At 54.7% G+C, this 26,534-nt stretch carries 25 protein-coding genes and 1 rRNA gene; 19 read left to right on the plus strand and 7 right to left on the minus strand.

Features of this window, described 5'->3' with window-relative positions; genetic code table 11:
- Window positions 1-65: 65 nt before the first annotated feature.
- From AC13CY_RS09925 to AC13CY_RS09940, 4 genes are all read left to right on the plus strand, one after another.
- Window positions 66-1,187 (plus strand): beta-ketoacyl-ACP synthase III, encoded by a 1,122-nt coding sequence (locus tag AC13CY_RS09925; protein ID WP_089675887.1) that lies wholly within the window; start codon window positions 66-68, stop codon window positions 1,185-1,187.
- A 65-nt stretch (window positions 1,188-1,252) separates the two neighbouring features.
- The gene (locus AC13CY_RS09930; protein ID WP_483052490.1) at window positions 1,253-2,074 is read left to right on the plus strand and encodes an MlaA family lipoprotein; all 822 of its coding nucleotides are present in this window, start codon (window positions 1,253-1,255) and stop codon (window positions 2,072-2,074) included.
- Window positions 2,075-2,082: 8 nt separating this feature from the next.
- Window positions 2,083-3,276, plus strand: coding sequence for a PP2C family protein-serine/threonine phosphatase (locus AC13CY_RS09935; protein ID WP_172514348.1), 1,194 nt, complete (start codon window positions 2,083-2,085; stop codon window positions 3,274-3,276).
- A complete protein-coding gene (locus tag AC13CY_RS09940) occupies window positions 3,266-3,784 on the plus strand; it encodes an STAS domain-containing protein (RefSeq protein ID WP_044630117.1) in 519 nt (172 codons plus the stop codon). Before AC13CY_RS09935 ends, AC13CY_RS09940 begins: the two co-directional genes overlap by 11 nt.
- Window positions 3,785-3,849: 65 nt before the next feature.
- Here the strand turns inward: AC13CY_RS09940 and tal are convergent, their stop codons facing one another.
- Window positions 3,850-4,788, minus strand: a complete 939-nt coding sequence (gene tal, locus AC13CY_RS09945; RefSeq protein ID WP_483052491.1) for a transaldolase — start codon at window positions 4,786-4,788, stop codon at window positions 3,850-3,852.
- A 150-nt stretch (window positions 4,789-4,938) separates the two neighbouring features.
- On the opposite strand from tal, the gene AC13CY_RS09950 reads away from it, so the two are divergent.
- The 8 genes from AC13CY_RS09950 (at window position 4,939) to arsJ (ending at window position 13,832) form a co-directional block, all read left to right on the plus strand.
- The gene (locus AC13CY_RS09950) at window positions 4,939-6,132 is read left to right on the plus strand and encodes a multidrug effflux MFS transporter (protein WP_172514350.1); all 1,194 of its coding nucleotides are present in this window, start codon (window positions 4,939-4,941) and stop codon (window positions 6,130-6,132) included.
- Window positions 6,132-6,863, plus strand: a complete 732-nt coding sequence (locus tag AC13CY_RS09955; protein ID WP_083024534.1) for a sulfite exporter TauE/SafE family protein — start codon at window positions 6,132-6,134, stop codon at window positions 6,861-6,863. Before AC13CY_RS09950 ends, AC13CY_RS09955 begins: the two co-directional genes overlap by 1 nt.
- 118 nt (window positions 6,864-6,981) lie before the next feature.
- Entirely contained in the window at window positions 6,982-7,995 is a 1,014-nt protein-coding gene (locus tag AC13CY_RS09960; protein ID WP_044630113.1) for a substrate-binding domain-containing protein, read from the plus strand.
- A gap of 163 nt (window positions 7,996-8,158) precedes the next feature.
- Window positions 8,159-9,409: a phosphate ABC transporter permease subunit PstC gene (pstC, locus tag AC13CY_RS09965; protein ID WP_172514351.1), complete on the plus strand. Its 1,251-nt coding sequence runs from the start codon at window positions 8,159-8,161 to the stop codon at window positions 9,407-9,409.
- Between the two features lie 18 nt (window positions 9,410-9,427).
- Entirely contained in the window at window positions 9,428-10,594 is a 1,167-nt protein-coding gene (pstA, locus tag AC13CY_RS09970) for a phosphate ABC transporter permease PstA (protein WP_044630111.1), read from the plus strand.
- Between the two features lie 23 nt (window positions 10,595-10,617).
- The gene (gene pstB, locus AC13CY_RS09975; protein WP_044630110.1) at window positions 10,618-11,457 is read left to right on the plus strand and encodes a phosphate ABC transporter ATP-binding protein PstB; all 840 of its coding nucleotides are present in this window, start codon (window positions 10,618-10,620) and stop codon (window positions 11,455-11,457) included.
- Window positions 11,458-11,584: 127 nt separating this feature from the next.
- Entirely contained in the window at window positions 11,585-12,616 is a 1,032-nt protein-coding gene (locus AC13CY_RS09980; protein ID WP_044630109.1) for an ArsJ-associated glyceraldehyde-3-phosphate dehydrogenase, read from the plus strand.
- A gap of 49 nt (window positions 12,617-12,665) precedes the next feature.
- Window positions 12,666-13,832, plus strand: coding sequence for an organoarsenical effux MFS transporter ArsJ (arsJ, locus tag AC13CY_RS09985; RefSeq protein ID WP_266100052.1), 1,167 nt, complete (start codon window positions 12,666-12,668; stop codon window positions 13,830-13,832).
- Window positions 13,833-13,870: 38 nt separating this feature from the next.
- Here arsJ and AC13CY_RS09990 read toward each other — a convergent pair whose 3' ends face one another.
- The 5 genes from AC13CY_RS09990 to arsH are packed head-to-tail and all read right to left on the minus strand — an operon-like array spanning window position 13,871 to window position 17,058.
- Window positions 13,871-14,167 carry a CC/Se motif family (seleno)protein gene (locus tag AC13CY_RS09990; RefSeq protein ID WP_062359113.1) on the minus strand — a complete coding sequence of 99 codons (297 nt, stop codon included), beginning with the start codon at window positions 14,165-14,167 and terminating at the stop codon, window positions 13,871-13,873.
- Between the two features lie 17 nt (window positions 14,168-14,184).
- A complete protein-coding gene (arsC, locus tag AC13CY_RS09995) occupies window positions 14,185-14,592 on the minus strand; it encodes an arsenate reductase (glutaredoxin) (RefSeq protein ID WP_054645178.1) in 408 nt (135 codons plus the stop codon).
- Entirely contained in the window at window positions 14,583-15,245 is a 663-nt protein-coding gene (locus AC13CY_RS10000) for an NADPH-dependent FMN reductase (RefSeq protein WP_062359112.1), read from the minus strand. Before AC13CY_RS10000 ends, arsC begins: the two co-directional genes overlap by 10 nt.
- Window positions 15,246-15,257: 12 nt before the next feature.
- A complete protein-coding gene (gene arsB, locus AC13CY_RS10005; protein ID WP_062359111.1) occupies window positions 15,258-16,325 on the minus strand; it encodes an ACR3 family arsenite efflux transporter in 1,068 nt (355 codons plus the stop codon).
- A gap of 13 nt (window positions 16,326-16,338) precedes the next feature.
- Window positions 16,339-17,058 carry an arsenical resistance protein ArsH gene (gene arsH, locus AC13CY_RS10010; protein WP_054641343.1) on the minus strand — a complete coding sequence of 240 codons (720 nt, stop codon included), beginning with the start codon at window positions 17,056-17,058 and terminating at the stop codon, window positions 16,339-16,341.
- Window positions 17,059-17,205: 147 nt separating this feature from the next.
- Between arsH and AC13CY_RS10015 the strand changes: the two genes are divergently transcribed.
- Both AC13CY_RS10015 and AC13CY_RS10020 read left to right on the plus strand, forming a co-directional pair.
- Window positions 17,206-17,616, plus strand: a complete 411-nt coding sequence (locus AC13CY_RS10015) for an arsenate reductase ArsC (RefSeq protein WP_044630102.1) — start codon at window positions 17,206-17,208, stop codon at window positions 17,614-17,616.
- Between the two features lie 26 nt (window positions 17,617-17,642).
- Window positions 17,643-19,265, plus strand: a complete 1,623-nt coding sequence (locus AC13CY_RS10020; RefSeq protein ID WP_287148252.1) for a methyl-accepting chemotaxis protein — start codon at window positions 17,643-17,645, stop codon at window positions 19,263-19,265.
- Between the two features lie 118 nt (window positions 19,266-19,383).
- Here the strand turns inward: AC13CY_RS10020 and AC13CY_RS10025 are convergent, their stop codons facing one another.
- Window positions 19,384-20,571: an acetyl-CoA C-acyltransferase gene (locus tag AC13CY_RS10025; RefSeq protein WP_287148251.1), complete on the minus strand. Its 1,188-nt coding sequence runs from the start codon at window positions 20,569-20,571 to the stop codon at window positions 19,384-19,386.
- Between the two features lie 127 nt (window positions 20,572-20,698).
- Between AC13CY_RS10025 and AC13CY_RS10030 the strand changes: the two genes are divergently transcribed.
- The 5 genes from AC13CY_RS10030 to AC13CY_RS10050 all read left to right on the plus strand — a co-directional run.
- Window positions 20,699-21,262, plus strand: coding sequence for a TetR/AcrR family transcriptional regulator (locus AC13CY_RS10030; RefSeq protein WP_062359109.1), 564 nt, complete (start codon window positions 20,699-20,701; stop codon window positions 21,260-21,262).
- 193 nt (window positions 21,263-21,455) lie between these two features.
- The gene (locus AC13CY_RS10035; protein WP_062359108.1) at window positions 21,456-23,126 is read left to right on the plus strand and encodes an AMP-binding protein; all 1,671 of its coding nucleotides are present in this window, start codon (window positions 21,456-21,458) and stop codon (window positions 23,124-23,126) included.
- 17 nt (window positions 23,127-23,143) lie between these two features.
- Window positions 23,144-23,911 carry an SDR family NAD(P)-dependent oxidoreductase gene (locus AC13CY_RS10040; protein ID WP_054645179.1) on the plus strand — a complete coding sequence of 256 codons (768 nt, stop codon included), beginning with the start codon at window positions 23,144-23,146 and terminating at the stop codon, window positions 23,909-23,911.
- A gap of 227 nt (window positions 23,912-24,138) precedes the next feature.
- Entirely contained in the window at window positions 24,139-25,944 is a 1,806-nt protein-coding gene (locus AC13CY_RS10045; RefSeq protein WP_483052492.1) for an acyl-CoA dehydrogenase C-terminal domain-containing protein, read from the plus strand.
- 524 nt (window positions 25,945-26,468) lie between these two features.
- Window positions 26,469-26,534 (plus strand): 16S ribosomal RNA (locus AC13CY_RS10050); the annotation flags it as partial.

Raw genomic sequence — 26,534 nt, forward strand, 5'->3', positions numbered from 1 at the left:
TCGCCATACGCTATTTTACTGACGGTTTCGGCTATTTGCCTTGAGGCCGTAATAAGGAGACAGGCATGACCAATGTAGTGATCACCGGTACAGGACTCTATACACCGGAAAACGCCATTGATAACGCGGCGTTGGTCGCTGCTTTTAACGCGTGGGTTGATCTCCATAACGCCCAGCATGCGGATGCCATCGCGCGTGGAGAGCAAGAAGCACTGGCTTATTCCAGCAGTGAATTTATTGAGAAAGCCTCGGGAATTAAAAGTCGCTATGTACTCGATGCCCAAGGAATCCTTGACCCTGAGCGTATGCGGCCTAAACTGCCTCAACGTCATAACGATGAACCGTCTATTCAGTGTGAGATGGCGACTCAGGCCGCGCGCCAGGCGCTAGAAACGGCCCAGGTTGATGCCGCTGATATTGAGCTGGTGATTGTGGCCTGTTCAAACCTAGAGCGTGCCTATCCGGCGGTCGCGGTAGAAGTACAGCAGGCCCTGGGAACAACGGGTTATGGCTTTGATATGAACGTGGCCTGCAGTTCAGCCACCTTTGCCTTGGAAACGGCGGCGAACGCGATTGCATCAGGTAGCGTTAAACGTGCGCTGATTGTGAATCCTGAAATTTGTTCTGCCCATTTGAATTTTAGAGACCGTGACAGCCACTTTATTTTCGGCGATGCTTGTACGGCTATGGTACTAGAAAATAGCGATGTTGCCGTGGCCGATGAGCGCTATGAAATTCTGGGAACGCGACTGGTGACGAAGTTTTCCAATGCGATTCGCAATAACGCGGGCTTTTTAAATCGCGTGACCGATAGCGATCCGCAGGCGTTAGATAAGCTGTTCGTTCAGGAAGGGCGCCGCGTTTTTAAAGAGGTGTGCCCTATGGTCGCTAAGCTTATCACTGACCATCTCGCTTCATTAGAGCTGTCGGGGGCGGATTTAACGCGGATGTGGTTACATCAGGCCAACCGCCATATGAACGATTTGATTGCACGTAAAGTGCTGGGTGAAGAACCCAGCGAAGCACAGGCACCGATTATTTTAGATCGCTATGCGAATACCAGCTCAGCGGGTTCGATTATCGCTTTCCACCTTCACCGTGAGGCACTGTCGGAAGGGGATATCGGCGTTATTTGCTCGTTTGGGGCGGGGTACAGTGCAGGCAGTGTGGTGCTACGTCGCCAGTAATAGGCCGATGATGCCTATCACCGGTTATGTTAGGAATAGCGTTCTATGTTGAAAGAGGAAATCGCATGCTGAGGCTGTTGGCACCGCAAAAAGAGGGTCTAAGCACATGGCAGAAGCTGTTGCCTATCGTGTTGCTAGCCACGTTAAGCATGGGAGGGTGTGCCAGTACGGGGTCTTCTCAAGAGGGGGACGCTGCACAAGAGCGTGTAACGGCAGACCCGCAGGACCCTTGGGAGGGCTTCAACAGGCGTGTGTTCGCGTTTAATGATGTGCTGGACCGCTACGCCCTCAAGCCCGTTGCACGAGGGTATAAGGCAGTCACTCCCGAGCCGGTGCAAACTGGGGTTGGCAACTTTTTCTCCAACTTAGGCGAAGTGCGTACCGCGCTCAATAGCCTGCTGCAGGGCAAACCCGCCAACGCGGGGTTAGCAACATCACGATTCTTGATCAACTCGACGGTGGGTATTGGCGGCTTGCTTGACTATGCCACGCTCATGGAAATTACCGCGGATAAAGAAGATTTTGGTCAAACCATGGCCGTGTGGGGCTGGGAGGACTCGCGCTATTTAGTGTTACCTCTGCTAGGCCCGCGCACGCTCAGGGATGCCTCTGGCTTGCCAGCCGATTCCGCTGCGAATCCCATTACATATATGGACGATCATCAGCTACGTGCAGGCCTGACGGCACTCGATATTATTCACTTTCGCGCGGGCTTGTTAGACCAAGAGTCGTTGATTTCGGGGGATCGCTACCGGTTTGTCCGCGATGCCTATTTGCAGCGCCGCCAGTTTGAGGTGAATGACGGTGTGCTTGGCGAAGACCCGTTTGCCACAGATGATTTTGATTTCGACGATACCGACTTCGGTGACGACGATTTCGCCGATTGAGGCCCAACATGGATCACGCTAAGCAGTTGATCGCGGTAATCGATGAGCCCGGCCCCGAGCGCGATGCGCTGGCTGAGGCGATTACCTGCGACGGCATGTGGGTGTTTGCTGCAGAGAACATTGACCATCTGCCTAGCGGTACGGCGCTGATTGTGGCCCATGCCCGGGCAGTGCCGCGTCAGCAGTGGTCTCAGTTGACTCACCGGTTGCCAACCCTGGTCGTCAGCGACTCTCGTCAGGATGCTGACTTGATTAAGGCCATTGATGTGGGGTTGGTGGACTACATCGTTCATCCGCTGCGACATACCGAACTGCTGCGCCGAATGATTCGTAAGGCGATTGAGCTTCACGCCTTAGCCCAAGAGCGTGATCGTGATCGTGAACGTCTCGCTGAACTCAATGAGAGCCTTGAAACTCACCTAGCGCTACTGCGGATGGACCAGCAAAGCGGGGGGCATATTCAGCGGCGTTTGTTGCCAGCGCATCCTAAAGTGATCAACGGCGTTTATTACGACTACTGGTTTGCGCCGTCGCTTTATTTGTCGGGGGATTTTCTCGACTATCAGCGTTATAACGACCGTTTTAGCGCGTTCTATTTTGCCGATGTCTCTGGGCATGGAGCGTCGTCGGCCTTTGTCACGGTGCTGCTGAAGTATTTGTGCAACCGATGGTTAAGCGAGTGGGATGGCCAAGCGCCAGAGCGGCTGCCGCCTGATTGGTTAGCGGCGATGAATCGTGAGCTTCAGGATACCAACATTGGTAAGCATGCCACGTTATTCGTCGGTGTTATTGACCATGAAGCGCATACTCTTCACTATTCGCTCGGCGCACAGCTACCGATGCCGCTGTTGGCGGCTGACGGTAAGCTGGAGCGCTTAACCGGGGAGGGAATGCCGGTAGGCCTTTTCCCAGATGTGGAGTATCCTGCGCTTAGCTGTGCTTTACCGGCCAACTTTCGTTTGTGGCTGTGTTCAGACGGTGTATTGGAATGCTTGCCGGGTAAAACGCTCGACACGCGGCTCACGGAACTTGAGCAACTCGTTAGCGAAAGTGTCACGCTTGAGCAGTTGCGCGACCGGCTAGCCAAAACCAATTCGCTTTTGATAGAGGGCGATGAGGATGATGAGGCGAACCAGGACCGCGATGCTTTACCCGATGACCTGACAATCATGATGGTGAGCGGATTTGGTCATGCTGATTGAAGAGGGCCGCATTAAAGCGGCGTTCAACTCTGGTGTTTTTGTGTTAAAGCTCTGTGGCGATGTGCGGTTAACGCTATGTGCCACGCTAGATACCCAAGCGCAACGTCTTGCTGAAACCCCTGGCCTTCAGGCGGTGATGATTGACCTGCGCGAAGCGACCAATGTCGACTCAACGGCGCTGGGTTTTCTGGCCAAAGTAGCCATGGCGGTTAAAGGGCGGCTGGAACAGCCTCCGACGATTATTGCTGATAACCCTGATGTACGGCAAATGCTGGACGTGATGGGCTTCGCGCGTTTTTTTACTCTGATGGAAGCGCCTCTGCAGCCTAGTGCAACACTTAACTCTTCTATGCAAGACCTGCCCGCTGAGCCTGCAGATGAAGAAGGCTTGCGTACGCGTATTCTCGAGGCGCATCGCATTTTAATGCATATGAACGAGCATAATCGCGAACAGTTTCAGCCGCTGGTAGAGATGCTTGAAGCGCAATCTACAGTGGCACATAAATAAAACACCCTCTTACCTAGTCGATAAGAGGGTGTGATGGATATGCTACCCAAACTGGCTGGAAGCAATTAGCTCTGCCGTAGTTTGCCAAGTAGCTCTTCAAGCTTGCGCTGGTCGGCCATGAATTTACGAATGCCTTCAGCCAGCTTGTCAGACGCCATTTCATCTTCGTTCATTTGCCAACGAAAATCTGCTTGGGCTAGCGCCTGCTCTGCTGAGCTGCTGGCACCCATGGGCGTTAGCTGGCGGGGAAGGTCGCCCTGTAGTTCATCTAACTCGTTAAGCAGCGCAGGGGATATAGTGAGGCGGTCACAACCTGCCAAGGCTTGTATTTCGCCTACGTTACGGAAGCTGGCTCCCATCACAATCGTTGGATAGCCGTGACCCTTGTAGTAGTCATAAATACGCTTAACCGATTGTACGCCAGGGTCATTGGCGCCGCTGAAGTCAGCTTCCGGCGAGCGCGCTTTGTGCCAGTCGAGAATACGGCCCACAAACGGTGAAATCAGCGTAGCGCCAGCATCGGCACAGGCCTGCGCCTGAGCAAAGCCAAACAGCAGCGTCAGGTTGGTGCGAATGCCATCGCGCTCAAGCTGGCGGGCCGCTTGAATGCCTTCCCAGGTGGACGCCATTTTAATCAAAATACGCTCAGGGCCGACACCATGCTGGGCATAGCGTTCAATTAGCGAGTGCGCTTTGGTAACGGTGGCGTCGCGGTCAAACGAGAGGCGGGCGCTCACTTCTGTCGACACATAGCCCGGCACTAGCTTGCTAATCTCGCTGCCAATATCCACCGCGACACGGTCTACCGCGTCGTCAAGATCGGTGCTCTCTTTGGCGATGCTGGCCAAGCGAGCGCGGCGCTCTTCCTGCTGGGCAGCTTGAAGGATGAGAGAGGGGTTGGTAGTTGCATCCTGGGGCTGGAAGCGACGAATAGCCTCAAGGTCGCCCGTATCAGCCACCACGGTGGTCATCTCTTTTAATTGGCTTAATAGGCTAGTGGCCATGCAATGCTCCTTGGTTGTCCTGTGGGTTACTTTAGCAAGGGCCGCGCGTGACGAACAGACACCGACAAATGAATTGAAATCGATTATGATTAGCGGCCTACCTTTTCGGCGGCACGCGCCGCTTTTTTTATGCCCATTTTAAGGAGGCTTATGGAACTTAATCCTCGTCGGGTGGCTTGGTTGGTGGCCGCCAACACAGCGCTTGCGCCTTTCGCGATTGATGCCTATCTGCCTGCCATCGGCATATTGGCCGAGAGTATTAATGCCAGTATTCACCATACTGAACTCTCGATCAGTATGTTCTTATTTGGGTTTGCGTTGGGTCAGCTTTGCTTTGGGCCGCTCTCGGATCGGTTAGGTCGTAAACCGGTACTGTTGAGCGGACTGGTAGTCTTTATGCTGGCCAGCCTAATGATTACCACCGCCGATAGCTTAACGTCGCTATTGGTTTGGCGCTTTATTCAAGCGTTAGGGGGCGGCGCCTGTGTGGTGAACTCGGCTGCCATCGTGCGTGACTGTTTCAGCGGGCGTGAGGCGGCTAAGGTGATGTCCACCATGGCCATGATCATGATGCTAGCCCCACTGGTGGCACCGGCGGTGGGTAGTTTGTTGCTGCACATTGCTGGCTGGTGGCTGATCTTCGTCTTCCTGGCTGTGTATGCTGGTTTTCTATTCTGGTTGTTAGGTACCCGGCTACCCGAAACCCGTGATATCAACTTGCCCGCGGCCTCGCCTCGGCAAGTGATCCGCAACTATGCAAGCGTGCTGCGCCACAAAGAGGGCATGGGTTATATCTGTGCGGTAGCCGCTTCGTTTGCCGGGCTATTTGCCTTTGTGACCGCATCGCCATTTTTATACTTGGACTATTTTTCGCTTTCGCCAAGCGTCTACCCACTGGTGTTTGGGGTCAACGTGGTGGTGATTGCACTCTCCAATCGCGTCAATATTCACTTGCTGCGCAATCGCACACCACAGCAGAACCTGCGCTTAGGACTGGCTGTTCAGCTGGTGGCCGCCCTGGGTCTTGTGTTGGCCACGGCGCTTAACGTGGCGTCGCTCTATGTGGTGGTGCCGCTGGTGATGATGTTTACGGGCATGATTGGTCTGATTACGCCCAACGCCATCTCTTCATTGTTGGATCATTTTGGCCATATCAGTGCCACCGCGACAGCGCTGTTGGGTGGCATACAGTTTAGCTGTGGGGCGCTGGCAGGTGTCTTAGTAGGGCTGTTCCAGGTTGAGCACTTATGGCCCATGGTGCTGACCATGTTAGGTGCTGCCCTGCTGGGTAATATCGGTGTGAGAATGCTAACCCAAGCCCCAAAGGTGGATGATGCGTTGTAATGGATAGCCTGCTGCAGTGGTTAGAGGTGCCCTTGGATAGCTGGTTAGCCTGCGCAGCTGTACTGCTGTTAGGTGCCTTTGTACAGCGGGCCACGGGCTTTGGCTTGGCGGTGGTGGGTGCGCCACTGCTGTTGATGATAGAGCCACGGCTGGTGCCGGTGATTTTGGTGCTGTTTGGTTTCACTGTCTCTTTGATGATGGTGCGCCGTTACTGGCATGAGGTGAGGTTAAGGGAAATAGGCGTTGCCCTGATTGGACGCTTACCGGGTAACGGATTGGGCATTTGGCTGTTGCTGGCAGCGCCGATGGTTGTGCTGGAAAAGTTAATTGCCGCCATCGTGCTATTTGCTGTGCTGGTCACGGTATGCCGCTTCGAACTGCCGGTGAACCGCTTCACGCTATTTGTGGCGGGCATTCTCTCCGGCGTTTTTGGGACGGTGGCGGCCATCGGCGGGCCGCCCATTGTGCTACTCATGCACGGTTTCTCACCTGACCGCATGCGCGGCAACTTAGCAGCCTTTTTTGTCCTAACCTCTCTATTAACCCTGCTGACGCTGGCGCTGGCAGGGCAGATCAGCGTTTGGCACTTCAAGCTGGCGCTTACCTTTCTTCCTGCTGTCTTACTGGGCAATGCACTGGCCGATACCATCGCCCATCGATTGGATAAACAACTGCTGCAGCGCTTGTCATTGGGGTTATGCACCCTCGCAGCGCTTGGCTTACTGCTATAGGCGAAGCAGCCGAACAAAAAGTTTGGCTGTTTTTTTTCGATGTCATAAAGATGTCATCGAAGCGGTGCAAAGTACGTCATGCGAAGGCCAGAACCCTACATCGACAGGAGTATTTCGCATGAACCGTATTCTAAAAACTACCGTCATTGCGGCGGCTGTAATGAGCGTTGCCGGTGTGGCACAGGCGCGTGACCAGATTCGTATCGTTGGCTCCAGTACTGTTTACCCGTTTGCCAGCTACGTTACTGAAGAGTTTGGAGCGCTGACCAACTACCCGACGCCAGTGATCGAGTCCACGGGTTCTGGTGGTGGTATTCGTCTGTTCTGTAACGGTGTTGGTGAAGGCACTCCGGACATCACCAACGCTTCTCGTCGCATGAAGCCTTCTGAGCTTGAGCGTTGTGAAGAGAACGGTGTGACTGACGTTACCGAAGCCAAAATTGGTTCTGACGGTATCGTTCTAGGCTTGGCGGCTACTAACGAGCCGATCGACCTGACGCTTGAGCAAATTTTCCTGGCGGTGGCCGCCCAGGTGCCGGTCGACGGCGAACTGGTAGATAACCCCTACACCAACTGGAGCGACATCGACGCTTCTCTGCCGGATCGCGCCATCTCTATCTATGGCCCGCCCAGCACTTCCGGTACCCGTGATGCTTTCGAAGAGCTGGTGATGGAAGCCGCCTCTGCCGAAATGGACATCTACGGTGAAGAAGGTTACACCGATATCCGTACTGACGGTGTTTACATCGACGCCGGTGAGAACGACAACCTAATCGTTCAGCGTCTGGCGGAAGACACCGGTGCCTTCGGTATCTTCGGCTACTCCTTCCTGGTTGAGAACCCGGACACCATCATGGGTGCGACCATTGGCGGTGTTGAACCTGAAGTAGAAGCCATCAGCTCTGGTGAGTACCCGGTTGCTCGTTCACTGTGGTTCTACCTGAAGAACCAGCACGCTGACGAAGTCACTCCGATGTATGAATACGCCAACATGTTCATGGAAGACCAGATGATCGGTTCTGACGGTTATCTGGTAGACATCGGCCTGATTCCGCTACCGGAAGCCGAGCGTGAGCAGGCTCGCCAGAAAGTTGCTGACCGCGTTAAGCTGGTTGCTGCTGATCTGGAATAATCGCTAGCACATATAATCGCTAGCACATAGTGACAACATGGCCGGTAGCCTTTGCTACCGGCCATTTGTTTTTGGGTCACGCTGTCTTTGTCATATTGCTGTCATGTTTTTAATCCAAAGTAGCAGCCAACACGATTTCATTAGGTGATGCGAGAGAAATTCGATGCAAACAAACCAGCTACTTTTACTCTTTTGCACAGTGCTCTTGCTGCTTGGGCTAGTGGCCTTTTTTGTGGGCCGAGCGAAGGCTGCGCGGGTCCGTGCTTCTGGCGCGGCGATGTATGCACAGCCTGACCAATATGCGTGGTTTGCTGTTCTCTCAACAGCGGGCCCTGCGGTGCTGGTGGGGGCGCTAGGCTCGCTACTGTTATTACTGTTGGGCGCAGATATTCCGCCGATGTATTTATTAGCAGCCAGTTTAGTGGTCGCTGCGGCTGGTTTGGCGGTTGGTGTGGCTCAAGTGAAGCCCCATTTTCACGCTCGCCAAGCCATTGAACGGGTGATTCGCTGGGTGCTAACCGGCGCCGCGATGATATCGATCTTTACTACCTTCGGTATTCTGTTTTCGATCATTTCGGAAGCCCTGCGTTTTTTCCAAATGCACAGCTTCTGGGAGTTCATTACCGGTACAACCTGGAACCCTGGGGCGAGCTTCCTAGCTGCCGCCGGACGCGGCGATGGTAGTGGCGCGCAGTTTGGCTCGGTACCGCTGTTCGCCGGTACCTTCATGATCACAGCGATTGCCCTGCTGGTGGCGGTGCCCATTGGCCTGCTGTCGGCTATTTACATGTCGGAGTACGCTCCACAGCGGGTGCGCACAGTTGCTAAGCCGGTGCTTGAGGTGTTGGCAGGTATTCCCACGGTGGTTTACGGTTTCTTCGCCGCCATTACCGTCGCGCCGATTATCGTCAATATTGCCGGCTTCTTTGGTCTGGATGCCTCTTACAACAACGCTGTTGCCCCTGGCATCGTGATGGGCATCATGATCATCCCGTTCATCTCGTCGCTCTCTGATGACGTGATCAACTCTGTGCCTGACAGCATGCGTCAAGGCTCGCTGGCACTAGGGATGACGAAAGGTGAAACCATCCGGGACGTGGTCATACCTGCGGCACTGCCCGGTATCATTTCCGCCGCACTGCTAGGCATGTCCCGAGCGCTGGGTGAAACCATGATTGTGGTGATGGCGGCGGGTATGCGCCCGAACCTAACGGCCAACCCGCTAGAGGACATGACCACCGTGACCGTACGCATCGTGGCATCACTGACGGGTGACCAAGAGTTCGAGAGTGCTGAGACGCTGTCAGCATTCGCGCTGGGCCTGGTGCTGTTCGTTGTGACTCTAACGCTCAACCTGGTATCTGTACTAATGATCCGCCGCTTCCGTGAAAAATACCGCGTGAACAACCTGTAACGCCGAGGAACTGATTCGATGAGCCACTCTTTTGACGAGATCAGCCAGCAGCTTAAGCGGCGTCACCGTAAGTCGGCACGCCTGAAATGGATCTCCATGGGCGCGCTGGGCTTAGCAGGCCTGTTCTTAGTGCTGTTCTTTGCTGACATGCTGAGCAAAGGCCTACCTGCTTTTCAGCAGGCCTATATCAATACTGAAGTACGCTACACCGAAGAAGCGAGCCGGGATGGTCGCCTAGCGTTTGAGGAGGAGCTGCTGCCGCTGATTAGCCGCACGGTGGTACGCGTTATTCCGCTACAGCTGCGCAACAACCCAGAAATGATCGGCACCTCTGAGCAGCGCTGGATGCTGGCCACCAGTGAAGTGGATCAGTACCTGAAAGGGCATCGTAATCGCTTGAGCGATGAAGAAAAAGCCGAAATCGATGAGCGTGTTGCTGCAGGTCAGGTTGATTTGCGCTTCAACAAAACGTTCTTCGGTTCAGGGGATTCGAAGATTGCCGAGAACGCCGGTATCTTATCGGCGGTGGTCGGTACCATCATGACCATGATTGTGACGCTGCTGATCTCTTTCCCCATCGGCGTAATGACGGCTATTTATCTGGAAGAGTTTGCCCCGGATAACCGCTTTACACAGCTGATCGAGATCAACATCAACAACCTAGCAGCGATCCCATCGATTCTGTTTGGTTTGTTAGGTCTGGCGATTTTTATCAACTTCTTTGGTGTACCACGCTCATCTCCGCTGGCAGGCGGTATGACGCTGGCGCTGATGACCCTTCCCGTCATCATCATTGCCACCCGTACGGCACTGCGTAGCGTGCCGGACTCCATTCGCCATGCGGCATTTGGTGTAGGTTGCTCGCGCTGGCAAGTGGTTCGTGATCACGTTCTTCCGCTAGCGATGCCCGGTATCATGACTGGTTCGATCATTGGCCTAGCGCAGGCGATGGGTGAAACTGCACCGCTGATCATTGTGGGGATGGTGGCCTTCATTCCGGATGTCAGCGCTTCCTTTACCCAGGCAGCCACGGTCATGCCCGCGCAGATCTTTACCTGGTCAGGCGAGCCGGAGCAGGCCTTCGTTGAAAAAACCGCTGGTGGCATCCTAGTGCTACTGTCTGTGCTGATTTCGCTCAACGCCTTTGCCGTTGTGCTACGCAAGAAATTCGAGCGCCGCTGGTAAGCCGGCGCCCAAGAGGACACCTTATGAATAGCCAAGCACCCGTTATGAATCAGCAGCATGCACCAGACGTTGGCCAGCCCTACACGCGTAACGAGCAAGCATGTCACGACCTTAGTATTCGTGTTCGCGACCTCAACCTGTGGTACGGCAAGAGCCAAGCACTGAAAGGGCTGAATATCGACCTGTTTCAGAAGAATGTGACCGCGCTGATTGGCCCTTCGGGGTGCGGTAAATCGACCTTTTTGCGCTGCTTGAACCGTATGAACGACTTGATTCCCAGCGTGCATATTGAAGGTCTGGTGGAGATGGACGGCCAGGATGTGAATGCTGGCAAGATGGATGAAGTGGCGCTGCGCCGCCGGGTAGGTATGGTGTTCCAGAAGCCGAACCCGTTCCCGAAATCTATCTACGAGAACATCGCCTACGCACCGCGTATGCACGATTTGGTGAGCCGTAAAGCCGATCAAGATGAGCTGGTCGAGAAGGCCCTGCGCGATGCCGGTTTGTGGAACGAAGTGAAAGACAAGCTGCAAGAGCCGGGCACCTCGCTCTCTGGTGGTCAGCAGCAGCGTCTGTGCATCGCACGGGCGATTGCTGTTCAGCCTGACGTCATTTTGATGGATGAACCGACCTCAGCCCTGGACCCGATCTCCACGGCCACCATCGAAGATTTGATGGATAAGCTGAAAGAGCAGTTCACCATCGTGACCGTGACGCACAACATGCAGCAGGCGGCGCGCGTGGCGGACTACACGGCTTTCTTCCATCTGGGGGAAATCATCGAGTACAACGATACGAAAGTAATGTTCTCGACCCCGGCACAGAAGAAAACCGAAGACTATATTTCTGGCCGTTACGGCTAAATAGACCGCTGTTTGTTGGCCCGCTGTCATGGCGGGCTTTCAAGCAGCGTTTTTTTGACTGTTGATATATGTTTTTTCGTATATAAGCGGTAGGCTTGGCCTTTATTGCATACTTGGAGACAACCCTATGTCACTTCGCATCGGTATTAACGGATTTGGCCGTATTGGACGCCTAGCGCTGCGCAGCCTTTGGTCGCAGGTAGCGGCAGGCGAGGTGACGTTGGTGCGTATTAACGACCCCGGTGGTGATGCGGCCACCTTTGCCCATTTATTGGAGTTTGATTCCGTCCACGGCCAATGGGCGCCGGGGCAGGGCATGGCAGCGCGTCAGGATGCCATTGTCATTGATGGACATGAGGTGGCCTTTAGCACTCATAAAACCATTGCGGAAAGCGATTGGTCCAGCTGCGATGTGGTCATCGAGTGCTCCGGCAAAATGAAAAGTACCGACAAGCTGAATGCTTACCTGGATCAAGGCGTTGGGCGCGTGGTGGTGAGTGCGCCGGTGAAAGAGGAGGGCGTGCTCAATGTGGTGGTGGGTGTGAATGACCACCTGTTTGAGCCAGCCAAGCACCGTATTGTCACGGCCGCTAGCTGCACCACTAACTGCCTAGCGCCGGTCGTCAAAGTGATTCTTGAGCATTTTGGTATTCGTCACGGTTCCATGACCACCGTGCATGACATTACCAATACCCAAACCATTTTGGATGCACCTCATAAAGACCTGCGTCGTGCCCGCGCCTGCGGCATGAGTCTCATCCCTACTACCACGGGCTCGGCGAAAGCCATTACGGCAATTTTCCCTGAACTGGAAGGCAAACTTAACGGCCACGCGATCCGCGTACCGCTGGCTAATGCATCGCTCACCGATATGGTGTTCGAGCTTGAACGAGAAGTGACCGTTGATGAGGTGAATCAAGCGCTCAAGGCTGCCGCCGATGGCCCCCTCAAAGGCATTCTGGGCTATGAAGAGCGCCCGCTGGTATCGATTGACTACCGTACGGACCCGCGTAGCTCGATTATTGATGCCCTCTCTACCATGGTGGTGAACGGCACTCAGTTAAAGCTCTACGCGTGGTACGACAATGAGTGGGGTTACGCCAATCGTACCGCCGAGCTGGCACTTATGGTGGGTGGGGAGCCGGTTGGCCGTGGCTGAATCGCTGCTGAATAACATCAAGGCGCTACCGTTCGAGGTGCGCCAGTACATGCTGATTACCGGCAACTACTGGGCGTTCACCATTACCGACGGCGCGCTGCGGATGCTGGTGGTAATGTATTTCCACCAGCTCGGCTACTCGCCGCTGCAAATCGCCATGCTGTTTCTGTTCTATGAAGCGTTTGGCGTGGTAACGAACTTGGTGGGCGGCTGGCTAGGGGCGAGACTGGGCTTGAACCGCACTATGAATGTGGGGCTAGGGCTGCAAATTGTGGCGCTCGCCATGCTAATGGTCCCTGCTGGTATGCTGACCGTTGTGTGGGTAATGGCCGCCCAGGCGCTGTCGGGCATTGCCAAAGACCTCAATAAAATGAGCGCTAAAAGCGCCGTGAAGGTGCTGGTGCCGGCCACGAGTGCCAATGCCAACAGCGCCTTATACCGCTGGGTCGCTATGTTGACCGGCTCTAAAAATGCCCTGAAAGGCCTAGGCTTTTTCGTTGGCGGTGTGCTGCTCACGCTGATTGGCTTTCGTGGGGCGGTCATTGCCATGGCCATCATGCTGGGTGCTGTGCTGCTACTATCGCTCTGGCGCCTCAAAGCAGATTTAGGCAAGCAAAAAGTCAAACCCAAGTTCTATGAGATCTTTTCAAAATCCCGCGCCATCAACGTGCTCTCGGCCGCGCGGTTTTGTCTGTTTGCTTCTCGTGATGTGTGGTTTGTCGTGGCGCTGCCGGTCTTTCTTTATGATCAACACGGCTGGAGCCACTGGACCGTAGGTGGCCTATTGGCGGCCTGGATCATCGGCTATGGTGGCGTACAAACCCAAGCACCAAAACTCACAGCCCTGCTAAAAGGCGATGCGCGAACCATCACCGCTGGCTGGGCCGCCGCCCTGGCCGTTCTGGCCATTCTGCTTGCGCTACTTCCCTTGGCGCAGGTGGGCTGGCTGGTGGTGGGCCTGTTGGCGTTTGGCGTGCTGTTTGCCGTGAACTCCAGTTGGCACAGTTATCTGATCGTTCACTATGCCCGGGCTGACGGCGTCTCGATGGACGTCGGGTTTTACTATATGGCCAATGCCATGGGGCGCTTGGTCGGCACGCTGCTCTCCGGGTGGCTCTACATGGAATACGGCCTGAGTGCCTGCCTTTGGGTGGCGGCTGCCTTGGTGGCGGCAAGCTCTATGATGGCCCTTGCATTGCCTAAGCAGGCAGCGTGAGCGATGTGCACCATGCCGATTCACGGCGCGGGCGTGTCCTAGTGCCCAGCGCGTAGCGGGGCACCATCGACGAATAGCCGCTGCAGCTTCCACCACCCTTCCACCCGGAGTCGTAAGCCCTGATAGGTAAGCTCTGGCGCTATCCAGAGCGTTGTTTCTTCCATCTGGTGGCATTCAAATGTTGAGGTCTCTTTGGGGGTAGATGTCTCAGCGATGGCGATGCGCGACGTGCCGCCGCAGCAGCCGTGACGGGGTGAAAACCGTACCGTGACCACACCCCCTTGTTGCTTGATAAAAGCGGCAGCTTTTTCTTCTATTTCAATGATCGGGTCCATCGCTTCTTGAGTGCCCCTTACGTCGGTGGATAGGCAACATGCTCACCATCCTCTTTCACAAAGTGTGCCACCGGCCGGTCCAGCAGCGTCAACACCTGTTCGGAAGGTCGGCAGAGTTTTGCGCCTTTGGGTGTGATGACGATAGGGCGATTGATGAGAATTGGATGTGCCATCATGGCGTCGATAAGCTGATCATCGCTTAACGTCGGGTCATCCAATGTGAGTTCATCGTAAGGCGTGCCTTTGCGGCGCAGCAGCTCTCGCGGTGGTAGCTTCATCATCGCCAGTAGCTCTACCAATCGCTCTCGGCTAGGCGGTGTTTCAAGGTAGAGGATCACTTCAGGGGACTCCCCTGATGCCTTGATCATGGCCAGGGTATTGCGCGATGTGCCGCAGTTAGGGTTGTGATAAATGATTACTGACATGGAGGAGCGTCACGCTGACTAGGAGTTTGATTGATAGCAGGGGATAAGCGGGTGGGGTCTTGCTCGGCTTTATACGCTTTGGCGGCGTTTGCCCACCACATCAATTGCACTAGCGTCCGACCAAAATAGCCTTCCCAGCGCTCTTGCTCTGCATGAAATTGTCCATCGTTATCGAGGGCTTCATGAGCCTTTGGGATATGTATCATCGCTGAGACAGGCAAGCAGCCCAGCTCAGACAGAAAGGAGCGCATATTCACCGCAGCGCGGGCACCGCCCCACTGGCCCATGGAGTAGGTGACAATGGCACTGGGTTTGAACGCAAATAGCGACGCGCCAAAGTGATTCAGTAAATGACTCAGTGCTGGGCTCATGGCGTGGTTGTACTCAGGGCTGACCATGACGTAGCCATCTGCTTGATCAATTTTTATTGCCAGGGCGTCCAGATCATCCGGAACCGTAGAGGCGGAGTAGGCAAAATGCGGTTTAAACGGGCCGCTCAAATCGAGTGAGAGCGGGTCAATAATCTCCGCCGTCGTATCGCGCTGTGCGCTGAGTAACTGCAAGCACGCTTTGGCTACCCGCTCGCCCAGGCGAGCAGGCGCGGGAGGCGTTGACGTTCTGGTTGAGCCGAGAAAAATCAAATAGTGCGCCATCAAGCAGGCTCCTTAAGCATGAGTAGGGAAGTGCTGACGCGTGTTATTGGCAATGCGCACCAGGGCCAGCATCAGCGGTACCTCTACCAGTACACCCACCACCGTTGCTAGAGCAGCGCCCGATTGCAGACCAAACAGCGCAATGGCGGCGGCCACGGCAAGCTCAAAAAAGTTGCTGGCGCCAATCATCGCCCCGGGTGCGGCAATATTGTGCGGGACGCGCCACGCTTTCGCCCAGCCATAGGCAATGAAGAAGATTAAAAACGTCTGCAGAATTAGCGGAATGGCGATAAGCACAATATGCAGCGGATTGTTCAGAATGACATCGCCCTGAAACGCGAAAAGCAGTACCAGGGTAATGATCAGCCCCATCGGCGTGACCGGGCCAATGCGCTTCATAAAGACGTTGTCGTACCAATCGGCACCGCGCTTAGCGATAAGGGTTTTCCGCGTGAGGTAACCTGCCGCCAGGGGAATGACGATGTAGAGCACTACCGACAGCAGCACCGTATCCCAGGGTACCTGAATATTGGAAATACCCAGCAGAAAGACCACGATCGGCGCAAAGGCAAACAGCATGATCAGGTCGTTGAGGGCGACTTGTACCAGCGTGTAGGCCGCATCGCCACGGGTAAGGTAGCTCCAGACGAAAACCATCGCGGTGCAGGGCGCCGCACCCAGCAAAATGGCCCCCGCAAGGTACTGGCTGGCCAGCGCATCAGGGATCCAAGGTTTAAAAATCACCATAAAAAATAGCCATGCTAGGGCAAACATGGTGAAGGGTTTGATGAGCCAGTTCACCGTGGTGGTGATGGCCAGCCCTTTTGGCTGGCGGCGCACGCCAGCGATTGCGCTAAAGTCAATTTGCGCCATCATGGGGAAAATCATCGCCCATATCAGTACAGCGATCGGAATCGACACCTGCGCGTATTCAAAGCGTGAAAGAGCCTCGGGAATGGCGGGAGCCCACTGGCCTAGCGCAATACCGGCCACAATCGCAGCGGCGACCCAAAGCGACAGATAGCGTTCAAAAAGCCCCATATCAGCACTGCTGGGGGCTGCCTTCTCCTGATGTGACATGCTCGCTCCTTGATTATATGGCCCGCTGGTTAACGCGCTTGGAGAGCTCTTCGGCGCTCTCTTTACGCTCTGAGTATCGGTCGGTGAGCAGGTCGCTGCGCTCTCGTACCAGTAGAGTGAATTTTACGAGTTCTTCCATGACATCCACGATGCGATCATAAAACGGCGAGGGCTTCATGCGGTCGTTGTCATCGAACTCCATAAAGGCTTTTGGCACGGACGATTGGTTAGGGATCGTCACCATGCGCATCCAGCGGCCCAAAATGCGCAGCTGGTTCACCGTGTTAAAAGATTGTGAACCACCGCAGACCTGCATCACGGCCAGGGTTTTGCCTTGGGTAGGGCGTACGCCGCCCAAAGCCAGGGGTATCCAATCAATTTGTGCTTTCATAATGCCTGTCATCGCCCCGTGACGCTCTGGCGAGCACCACACCATCCCATCTGCCCACTGTGCTAGGGAGCGCAGCTCTTCCACCTTAGGGTGGCTGGCATCTTCGGCATCAGGAAGCGGCAGGCCACGCGGGTTAAAAATGTGTGTTTCAGCGCCCATCGCGTTCAGCAGGCGGGCGGCCTCTTCAACCGCCAAGCGACTAAATGAGCGCTCGCGTAGCGATCCGTACAGCAGCAGCACCTTTGGTGCAGGGCGCGAAGAGGGCGGTAACCCCAATGATTCGAGGCTAGGGGCTTGGAAGAGCTCAGGGTCGAGATTGGGTAAATCCGCAAGCAGGGCCATGGGGGCTCCTTGGTGAAAGCAGCAATAGATGGCTTTCATGATATATGTTTTTTCGTATATTTCTAGCCGCCTGCTTGAGCTGCAATATCTCCGTCATCATCTGGGCGTATGGTGGCGATGTAAAATTAAATAAGAGGTTGTTGAATTATGTCGAAGCGTCGCGTGCTCTTTCTCTGCAATGCCAATTCTGCGCGCTCTCTCATGGGAGAAGTGCTACTTCGCCATATGGCCGGTGATCGCTTCGAATCCTTCAGTGCAGGCTCTGAACCCGACGAGCCTCATGCGCTAACCCTTGAAGCCTTAAAAAAGCAGGGTCTTTCGACAGAGGGGCTGCACAGTAAGTCGCTGGATCAGTTCGAGAACGAAGCGTTCGACGTAGTGATCGTGCTGTGTGACAAAGCTCAGCAGGCGTGCCGCGATTGGCAAGGGAAAGCAGGCGAAATTTTATTCTGGGACATCCGTGACCCTCGTCTGATCAGTAAGTTGGACGCTTACGAGCAGGCGCTGTTCGAGATCCGCCGCCGTTTACAGCTGTGGCTACCGCTGCAAAAAAGCTGATCATTTCTATCTCGACAGGGTGCACCATGAAATTTATCAATAATTTAAGCGTCAAGGCGAGTTGGACGCTGGTACTCGTGACTTTTACTTGCCTTGTGCTTGCCATTGGTGGCTTAGGGCTTTTTGCCAACCAGTTTGGCCGCGATGCCTTTACATCGATGCAACAACGCGACATGGCTCAGGTGCGTGAGCTAAATAGCGCTTACACACAGCTGTTGCGTGCCAGGGTACAGATGAATCGGGCAGCTGAGCTGATTCGCACTCCCTCGTTTGATCGTCCAGAGCCGCTTCTGGAAGAGTCGGATCGGTTGCTGGCATCGGCGGCCACGCATTTTGAAGCTTTCCAAGCGAGCTTTCCGGAGGGGGAGCAGCCCGAGCTGGTCGGCCAGTTGGCGAGCAATTTTCAATCCCTGGTAAATAACAACCTTAGCCTGCAGATGATGATGCTAGAAGAGCGCGATGTGCGTGGCTTTCTCTCTGGCGAATCTCGGGTGGATGATAGCAGTCAGCAGTTCGTTAACACCGCGGAAGCGTTTTACGGCTATTCAGTGGCCCGTGGCGCTGGTTTGTCTGAGCGTTTCGAGAACGTTTCATCGCTGCTCTTCATGGGAGTGGTGGGTGTCGTCGTGCTGGCGCTGCTAGTCGTAGGCCTAGTCGTATGGGGCGTACGTCGGAACGTTTTGCGGCCGCTGCGGGTTATTACTCAACACTTTAAACGTATTGCTAAGGGCGATTTATCCTCTCCGGTAGAGGCGCACGCCAATAATGAAATTGGCCAGCTGTTTAGCGAGCTGGCGAATATGCAGCGTTCATTAACCACCACCGTGAATCATCTCAATAACAGCAGCCAGCAGGTGTATAGCGACAGCCAAGCCATGGCGACGCAAAGCCAGCAGTTGGCTGGACAAACCGATTCTCAGGTATCAGCGCTTCAGCAAATGGCTGCTAGCCTTGAGCAGCTCACCGCGACGGTGAATCAAAACGCAGAAAGCGCCGCGCATGTAAATCGCTCTACCACCGACGTGTCTCACAAAGCGCAGCAGGGCGATGAAGTGATCGCTCAGTTTATTGCCACCATGCAGTCTATCAACGAGCACTCCGAAGAAATTCAAAGCATTATCAAGGTGATCGAAAGCATTGCGTTCCAAACCAATATTTTGGCATTGAATGCCTCTGTAGAGGCGGCGCGGGCTGGCGAGCATGGACGCGGATTTGCTGTAGTGGCTAGTGAAGTTAGGGCGCTGGCAACGCGCAGTGCCGATGCTGCTCACGATGTTCGTGCACGTATTGAGGCCTCGAGTAAAAGCGTTGAGCAGGGTAGCGAACTTTCTCAACAGGCAGGCGAGCACACTCGGGCAATCATGCAAGCGGCGACTCAGGTAGAACACTTGATGGCGCAAATGGCCAAAGCCTCTGAAGAGCAGCGTCGCGGTATTGAAGAAGTGAACGTTGCTGTCACGCAAATCGACGCGACGACTCAAGATACGATGCGCTTGGTCAACCAAACGGCACAAAGCGCCGAGGGGTTAACCCAAGAGGCGCTGCAGATGCGTGAGTACGCGGGACAGTTCCGTATTATTGAGGAGGCCCCAGTACCTGACGTACATGATGACGAAGAGGCGGAGCAGCCTCTGGAGCAGTTGGATTGACAGGCAATGGCCAGCGCTGAATTGAGTAATCGCGATCATAAAGACGATATGCGCGCCTTGGCATAGTGGCTGCCAAGACGCGGATGGGCACTGTACTGTGTGATGCTGCGGTGAGTGTTTAATCCATGAGCTCAACGGCAACGGCGGTGGCTTCACCGCCGCCAATGCAAAGGCTGGCAATACCGCGTTTGCCGCCTTTCGTGCGCAGGGCATGAATTAGCGTGGCGATAATACGGGAGCCGGTGGAGCCAATGGGGTGACCTTGAGCGCAAGCACCGCCAAACACGTTCACCTTCTCATGGGGTAAGCCCAGGTCGTCCATGGCCATGAGGGTCACGACGGCGAAGGCTTCATTGATCTCAAACAGATCGACGTCGTTGACTCCCCAGCCAAGCTTTTTCATCAGCTTTTCAATCGCGCCTACAGGGGCAATGGTAAATTCGCTGGGATGACGTGAGTGGGTGGCGTGTCCAAGCATTTTTGCCAGCGGTTTAACACCATGGCGCTGTGCGGCTTCGTGGCTTGCTAAGATGAGCGCTGATGCACCATCGGAGATGGAGCTAGAGTTAGCTGCTGTGATGGTGCCATCTTTAGCAAATGCAGGACGCAGCTGGCGGATTTTATCCAGCTTGGCTTGGAAGGGCTGCTCATCGTGAGAAACAACGGTGTCGCCCTGGCGCGTGGTGACCGTGACAGGGGCCATTTCGGCATCTAAATCGCCATTGTTGGTGGCAGCCATCGCTCGTTCCAGGGAAGCAATGGCGAAGTCATCCAGCCGCTCGCGGGTATAGCCGCGCTCTGTAGCTACATCCTGCGCAAAGGCGCCCATCAGTTTGCCGGTTTCGGCATCTTCAAGGCCATCCAGGAACATATGATCTTTGAGCTCGCCGTGGCCCAGTCGATAGCCGCCGCGTGCGTTAGTGAGTACATGAGGCGCATTCGACATAGACTCCATGCCGCCTGCTAATAAAATCTCTCCGCTACCGGCCTTGATCAAATCATGCGCGAGCATGGTGGCTTTCATGCCTGACCCGCAGAGTTTATTGATGGTGGTGGCACCGTTGGCATCGGGAATGCCTGCTTGGCGCATCGCCTGGCGTGCGGGTCCCTGTTTAACGCCAGCAGGCAAAACGCAGCCCATGATGCCCTCTTCAATAGCGGCAGCGTCGATACCTGCGCGTTCAATAGCGGCACGGATGGCAACTGCGGCAAGTTCGGGGGCGCTCATGCTGGAAAGGCTGCCCATCATACCGCCCATTGGGGTGCGGGCGGCGGATAAAAAGACGACGTCGGTAGCGCTACTCATTGTCTATCTCCTGATAGATTTTTTGTGATTATCTGGCTGAGCGATTAGCGATGCGTTGACCCATTCGCGGGGCTGTGGTCTTCTCCTAAGTAACCAAGCAAGCGCTAGTGTAAATGACATGAATGTAATGAATGCATCTCCTCGCCGCAAGGAATTGACGCGCTTAGCAGCTCAGCTATTCGTCCAAGAGGGCTTTGATCGCACCACGGTGCGCATGTTGGCCCAGGAAATGGGCATCAAGTCCGGCAGCCTGTTTCACCACTTCAAAGATAAGCAGGAAATTCTGGCAGCAGTGATTGAGGAGGGCACTCAGAACGCACTAGGCATCGCAAAAGCCGCGTTGCAATCTTGCCCCGGCAGTGCAGAAGCTCGGCTGCATGCCATGGCAAGGGCGCACCTGGAAACGCTGTTTGCAGATCGTAATGCTCACGTGGTGGCGCTGTTTGAATGGCGACGGTTAGACCCCGCTGCCAGCGCCCACCTTAGCCACCTACGCGATGCTTATGAGGCGATGTGGGTTGAGGTGATTGATGATGCTCTGGCGGAAGGGTTGATTCATGGCGACCGCTTCCTCGTTTCCCGCTTTATTTTAGGCGCGTTGAACTGGACCGTTCGTTGGTATGACCCCAATGGCCCGCGCACCCCAGACGACCTTGCTGATGAGCTGGTGGCAATGATCCTGTCGCGCTAATGCTTGGCGCTGTCTCTTCCCAATCGACCAACGTCTAACCTCATGGCCGCGCTTGTGGCTTGCGCTCTTGGGTAAATGCTTTTAGCGTTGGTCTATCGGTAGGTTTCCGTTAACGTAAACGCACAATAATGCCAGCACTACGTTGAATCCTGCCTGCCCGAGTGCTCACGACCAACAACATAAGAGAGCCGTCATGACAGCAACAGCCACGTCACTTCCCCCGTATTCGACTTTTTTTGAAAGCTTTTCGGTTGATAGCGTTATCGCCAAACTTGACGACCATCAGGATGGATATTTAAACGCCTTTGACGCCTGTTGTGGACGGCATGTGCGCCAAGGGCGTGGTGATGTATTGGCGCTAGTACATGAAGATACCCAGGGCCAAACCTATACGCTGACCTATTCCGAACTTGATCAGCAGAGCGGCCAATTGGCGGGCTGGTTCAAAAGCCAAGGGTTCGGTGAAGGCGACCGGATTGCCTGCATGCTGCCTCGTTCTGTTAATTTGCTGATCACCGTGCTGGCAACGTGGCGCATTGGGGCCGTCTACCAGCCGCTGTTTACTGCCTTTGGGCCGGACGCCGTGGATTACCGTCTTAGCCGTGCCGATACCAAGTTGGTTATTACCGATCATGCCAATCGCTACAAGTTTGATGGGTTGAGCCAGTGTCCGCCCGTTTTAGCCGTGGGCGGTGCAACCAGTGAGCATGCCAACGACCTCGATTGGCAGATCGCATTGACGTATACGTCAACGAGTGAAGCACCGCCCCGGCTTTCGCCGGATAAGCCGTTTCTTCAGATGTTTACTTCCGGCACGGTGGGTAAGCCCAAAGGGGTCGCCGTGCCGTTATCGGGTATGACCGCATTTGCGCTCTATATGGAGCTGGCGGTTGACCTTCGTGAAGATGACCGCTTCTGGAATATGGCGGACCCTGGCTGGGCCTACGGACTTTATTATGCGATTGCAGGGCCGCTGCTGTTGGGCGTTACCACGCATTTTTGTGAGGCCGGTTTTAGTGCAGAGGGGGCGCTGGCATTTATGAAGCGCCATCGCATCACCAATTTTGCAGCGGCACCTACGGCATACCGTTTGATGAAAGCGTCAGGCTTATTTGATGACGCCCATCAAACCTTAACGCTGAGAGCAGCCAGCTCTGCTGGGGAGCCGCTGAATACGGAGGTCGTTACTTGGGTAGAAAAATCGTTGGGTTGCCCGGTGATGGATCATTACGGCCAAACGGAAACCGGGATGACCTGTAATAACCACCACTCTCTTGAGCATCCCAAACATGTAGGTGCCATGGGCGTTCCTATGCCGGGCTACCGACTGGCCATTCTTGATGCGGAATATAACGAGCTGCCACCCGGTGAGCCCGGTGTATTGGCGGTGGATATCAAGAACTCACCCGCTCACTTTTTCCAAGGCTATACCTGGCAGGAGAAAGACCCCTTCGTTAACGGTTACTACCTGACCGGCGATGTGGTGATTCGTAATGAGGATGGCTCGTTCCAGTTCGCAGGCCGCGACGATGACATCATCACTACTGCAGGTTATCGGGTGGGCCCGACAGACGTTGAAAATAGCGTGATGACACATCCAGCGGTGGCGGAATCCGCGGCGGTGGGGCAGCCAGACGAGATTCGTGGCGAAGTGATTAAATCTTACATCGTGTTGCGCGACGGCTTCGAACCCAGCGATGCCCTGGCAGAAGAGATTCGCCAGCAGGTGCGCGAACGGCTCTCTACCCACGCTTTCCCCAGGGTGATTGAGTTTGTCGATGAGCTACCTAAAACCCCCAGCGGCAAGATTCAGCGCTTTAAGCTGCGTGCCCAAGCGGCAGAGCAAGTGCGCGATAACTCATAATTCATAGGAAGAGTGCTATGCAGGTAAAGGACCGTACGTTTTTGATTACTGGCGCTGCCTCAGGTCTTGGTGCGGCCACGGCAGAACGGCTGGTAAACGCTGGTGCCAATGTAGTGCTGTGCGATATGAGTGATCGGGTGTTGAATCTAGCAGAACAGCTGGGTGCTCAGGCTAAAGCCTGTGTCGCTGATATCACCTCTGCCGCTGATATGCAGCAGGCGGTGAATACGGCGGTGGCGTTGGGTGGCGAAAGTGGGCTTTCTGGGGTGGTTCACTGTGCGGGTGTGGTGAGCGTCGCCAAGTTAGTGGATCGAGAAGGTAATCCTGCCGACCTTGATAGCTATGCGCGCACGGTCCATATCAACTTAGTTGGCACTTTTAATGTGATGCGGCTCGCTGCTGCTGCGATGGCTAACAACCCGCCCGGTGATAGCGGTGAGCGTGGTGTGATTATCAACACGGCTTCTATTGCGGCGTTTGATGGGCAAGTGGGGCAGTGTGCCTACAGCGCTTCTAAGGCGGGGGTTGTGGGAATGAGCCTGCCAGCGGCAAGAGAGTTATCTCGTCATGCCATTCGCGTTATGGCGATTGCTCCTGGGGTGTTTGAGACGCCAATGATGAGCGAAATCCCGGATGAGGCTGCTCAGGCATTGGCTGCTGCCGTGCCTTTCCCCAAGCGTTTGGGGAAACCTGAAGAGTTTGCGCTGTTAGCAGAGCAAATCATTACCAACCCCATGCTTAATGGAGAGGTGATTCGTTTGGATGGCGGTATACGCATGCAGTAATCCGTTTTAAGCACACTGCTCCTGGCCAGCCTGCTCATATTTCGAGCAGGCTTTTTTGTATGTAAAACAGGGTATTGTAGTTATAGCGACCAAAGTTGTAGTCGGTTTTTGAGCTTAATTCAAACGACTGCTTGACTGTGCTGTGTGAGCGCGCTAATTTTCAAACATGTGTTTGAAAGCCGTTGGTAAAGCCCAGCCCTTTCAGCCCCCTGTTTAGGAGAAGTGACATGCCCAGCTATCAAGCCCCTCTGCGTGACATACGTTTCGTGATGGACGAAATGTTTGATTACCCAAGCCACTACGCCGCATTACCCAATGGTGAAGATGCCTCGCCAGATGTCGTGAGTGCGATTTTGGAAGAGGGTGGTCGCTTTGCTCGTGAGGTGCTGCTACCTCTTAACCAAAGCGGTGATGAGGAGGGGTGCTTGCTGGAAGGGGGTGAGGTGAAAGCTCCTAAAGGATTTAAAGAAGCCTATCAGCAGTATGTTGAAGGCGGTTGGCCGAGTTTGGCGGCAGATCCTGAGCAGGGTGGTCAGGGCCTTCCGCACTCATTGGCGATGATGCTCTCTGAAATGATCTGCGCTACTAACTTAGCGTGGGGTATGTACCCGGGCTTGTCACATGGTGCGGCGGATGCGCTTCGTCATCACGGTACGGATGAGCAGAAGGCGACATACCTCACCAAGCTGGTAGAAGGTGTTTGGACTGGCACCATGTGCTTGACGGAGCCGCACTGCGGTACTGACCTGGGTTTGATCAAAACCCGTGCAGTGCCCGCTGAAGATGGTGCTTATCACATTACGGGTACCAAAATCTTTATCTCAGCCGGTGAACACAATCTCGCTGAGAACATCGTCCATCTCGTGCTGGCCAAACTGCCGGATGCTCCTGAAGGATCTAAAGGTATTTCGCTATTCGTTGTGCCCAAATTTCTGCCGGACGCTGCGGGCAACCCTGGCGAGCGCAATGGCGTCAGCTGTGGTTCGCTTGAGCACAAAATGGGTATCCATGGTAATGCTACCTGCGTCATGAACTTTGATGGCGCAACAGGCTATCTAGTTGGCGCGCCGAATAAAGGCCTGGCCTGCATGTTCACCATGATGAACGCGGCTCGCTTAGGCGTGGGTATCCAAGGCTTAGGGTTGATGGAGGCTAGCTTCCAAAACTCGCTAAGTTATGCCCGTGACCGCTTACAGATGCGTGGGCTGTCTGGCGTACAAGCGCCGGATAAAGTCGCTGACCCTATTATTGTGCACCCTGATGTACGCCGTATGCTTCTGACGCAAAAAGCCTTTGCCGAAGGCGGCCGCATGCTGGTGCTGTATACCGCCCAAATGCTCGATATTGTTGAGCACGGCACGCCGGGCGATGAGAAAGAGCGAGCGGAGACGCTGCTCGGTCTATTAACACCCATCGTCAAAGCTTTCCTGACGGAAGTGGGCTTCGAGTGTACCAATGAAGGCGTGCAGATTTTTGGTGGTCACGGCTTTATTAAAGAGTGGGGCATGGAGCAACTGGTGCGCGATGCGCGCATCACACGTCTCTATGAAGGTACGACCGGTATTCAAGCGCTTGATCTGCTGGGGCGCAAAGTGCTGATGAGTCAAGGTGAGTCGCTGAAAGTATTCACCAAAGAGATTCACAAGTTCTGCAAAGCAGAAGCGGATAACTCCGCATTGAAAGAGTTTATTGAGCCGCTGGCTAAGCTGAACGCCGAGTGGGGCGAGCTCACCATGGGCATCGGTATGAAAGCGATGCAGGACCGTGAAGAGGTAGGAGCTGCCAGCGTCGATTACTTGATGTACTCAGGCTACGTGACGGTTGCTTACCTGTTCGCACGTGCTGCCAAGCAGGCGGCTGCCTCCCAGGACGGTGATGATGCCGCTTTCTATCAGGCAAAGTTGAATACAGCGCGGTTCTATTACCAGCGCTTGTTACCGCGTACCAAAGCGCACGCGGCAATGATCCAAGCGGGAGCGGGCAGCTTAATGGCCATCTCAAGCGAAGATTTTGGCTTGGGCTTTGAGATTTAAGCCTAGGCGTTTACCAGGCACTCTCTGGTCAGGGTACTGATCGGTGGTTTGCGGCAGACTTGCCTTTGGCATCGTCTGCCGCTTTTTTTTCAAAACCCTCTTGCCAACCCGGCCGCGAATCCGTAAAGTACGCATCCGCTGCCGGGGACGCCCAGCGTTACCAGTGGTGAATGGGGTTGAAAAACCTCTGCTTTGTCAGGAAGTTAGAGTCGTCTCGTTATTGATTGGGTCGCTCGCTTCACTCGCTGAAAACAGCAGTTGACAAACACCAGGAAATGCGTAGAATACGCCTTCCTCGCTGAGGCAACACGGTTCAGGTCATCGAGCCAGCACAGCGAAACAGCTCTTTAACAATTTGATCAGGTAATTCATGTGGGCGCTTGCCGATGAGGGTGATAAATCACCAATTATCAAGGCAAGCGCACAAGAAAGATGTTCACATCTTTCAAATTCGTTTGAACCTTGAGCCAAGTTTGATCCGCTTTTGTTGCCTTCGGGCAGCGAGTAAGGATCGCATTGATCTTAAACTGAAGAGTTTGATCATGGCTCAGATTGAACGCTGGCGGCAGGCCTAACACATGCAAGTCGAG

The sequence above is a fragment of the Vreelandella sp. L-15 genome (genome assembly GCF_056857635.1).

Coding starts and splice junctions, on each gene's coding strand:
- AC13CY_RS09925 (WP_089675887.1), top strand. CDS start 66: ATGACCAATGTAGTGATCACCGGTACAGGACTCTATACACCGGAAAAC.
- AC13CY_RS09930 (WP_483052490.1), top strand. CDS start 1,253: ATGCTGAGGCTGTTGGCACCGCAAAAAGAGGGTCTAAGCACATGGCAG.
- AC13CY_RS09935 (WP_172514348.1), top strand. CDS start 2,083: ATGGATCACGCTAAGCAGTTGATCGCGGTAATCGATGAGCCCGGCCCC.
- AC13CY_RS09940 (WP_044630117.1), top strand. CDS start 3,266: ATGCTGATTGAAGAGGGCCGCATTAAAGCGGCGTTCAACTCTGGTGTT.
- tal (WP_483052491.1), bottom strand. CDS start 4,788: ATGGCCACTAGCCTATTAAGCCAATTAAAAGAGATGACCACCGTGGTG.
- AC13CY_RS09950 (WP_172514350.1), top strand. CDS start 4,939: ATGGAACTTAATCCTCGTCGGGTGGCTTGGTTGGTGGCCGCCAACACA.
- AC13CY_RS09955 (WP_083024534.1), top strand. CDS start 6,132: ATGGATAGCCTGCTGCAGTGGTTAGAGGTGCCCTTGGATAGCTGGTTA.
- AC13CY_RS09960 (WP_044630113.1), top strand. CDS start 6,982: ATGAACCGTATTCTAAAAACTACCGTCATTGCGGCGGCTGTAATGAGC.
- pstC (WP_172514351.1), top strand. CDS start 8,159: ATGCAAACAAACCAGCTACTTTTACTCTTTTGCACAGTGCTCTTGCTG.
- pstA (WP_044630111.1), top strand. CDS start 9,428: ATGAGCCACTCTTTTGACGAGATCAGCCAGCAGCTTAAGCGGCGTCAC.
- pstB (WP_044630110.1), top strand. CDS start 10,618: ATGAATAGCCAAGCACCCGTTATGAATCAGCAGCATGCACCAGACGTT.
- AC13CY_RS09980 (WP_044630109.1), top strand. CDS start 11,585: ATGTCACTTCGCATCGGTATTAACGGATTTGGCCGTATTGGACGCCTA.
- arsJ (WP_266100052.1), top strand. CDS start 12,666: ATGCTGATTACCGGCAACTACTGGGCGTTCACCATTACCGACGGCGCG.
- AC13CY_RS09990 (WP_062359113.1), bottom strand. CDS start 14,167: ATGGACCCGATCATTGAAATAGAAGAAAAAGCTGCCGCTTTTATCAAG.
- arsC (WP_054645178.1), bottom strand. CDS start 14,592: ATGTCAGTAATCATTTATCACAACCCTAACTGCGGCACATCGCGCAAT.
- AC13CY_RS10000 (WP_062359112.1), bottom strand. CDS start 15,245: ATGGCGCACTATTTGATTTTTCTCGGCTCAACCAGAACGTCAACGCCT.
- arsB (WP_062359111.1), bottom strand. CDS start 16,325: ATGTCACATCAGGAGAAGGCAGCCCCCAGCAGTGCTGATATGGGGCTT.
- arsH (WP_054641343.1), bottom strand. CDS start 17,058: ATGGCCCTGCTTGCGGATTTACCCAATCTCGACCCTGAGCTCTTCCAA.
- AC13CY_RS10015 (WP_044630102.1), top strand. CDS start 17,206: ATGTCGAAGCGTCGCGTGCTCTTTCTCTGCAATGCCAATTCTGCGCGC.
- AC13CY_RS10020 (WP_287148252.1), top strand. CDS start 17,643: ATGAAATTTATCAATAATTTAAGCGTCAAGGCGAGTTGGACGCTGGTA.
- AC13CY_RS10025 (WP_287148251.1), bottom strand. CDS start 20,571: ATGAGTAGCGCTACCGACGTCGTCTTTTTATCCGCCGCCCGCACCCCA.
- AC13CY_RS10030 (WP_062359109.1), top strand. CDS start 20,699: ATGAATGCATCTCCTCGCCGCAAGGAATTGACGCGCTTAGCAGCTCAG.
- AC13CY_RS10035 (WP_062359108.1), top strand. CDS start 21,456: ATGACAGCAACAGCCACGTCACTTCCCCCGTATTCGACTTTTTTTGAA.
- AC13CY_RS10040 (WP_054645179.1), top strand. CDS start 23,144: ATGCAGGTAAAGGACCGTACGTTTTTGATTACTGGCGCTGCCTCAGGT.
- AC13CY_RS10045 (WP_483052492.1), top strand. CDS start 24,139: ATGCCCAGCTATCAAGCCCCTCTGCGTGACATACGTTTCGTGATGGAC.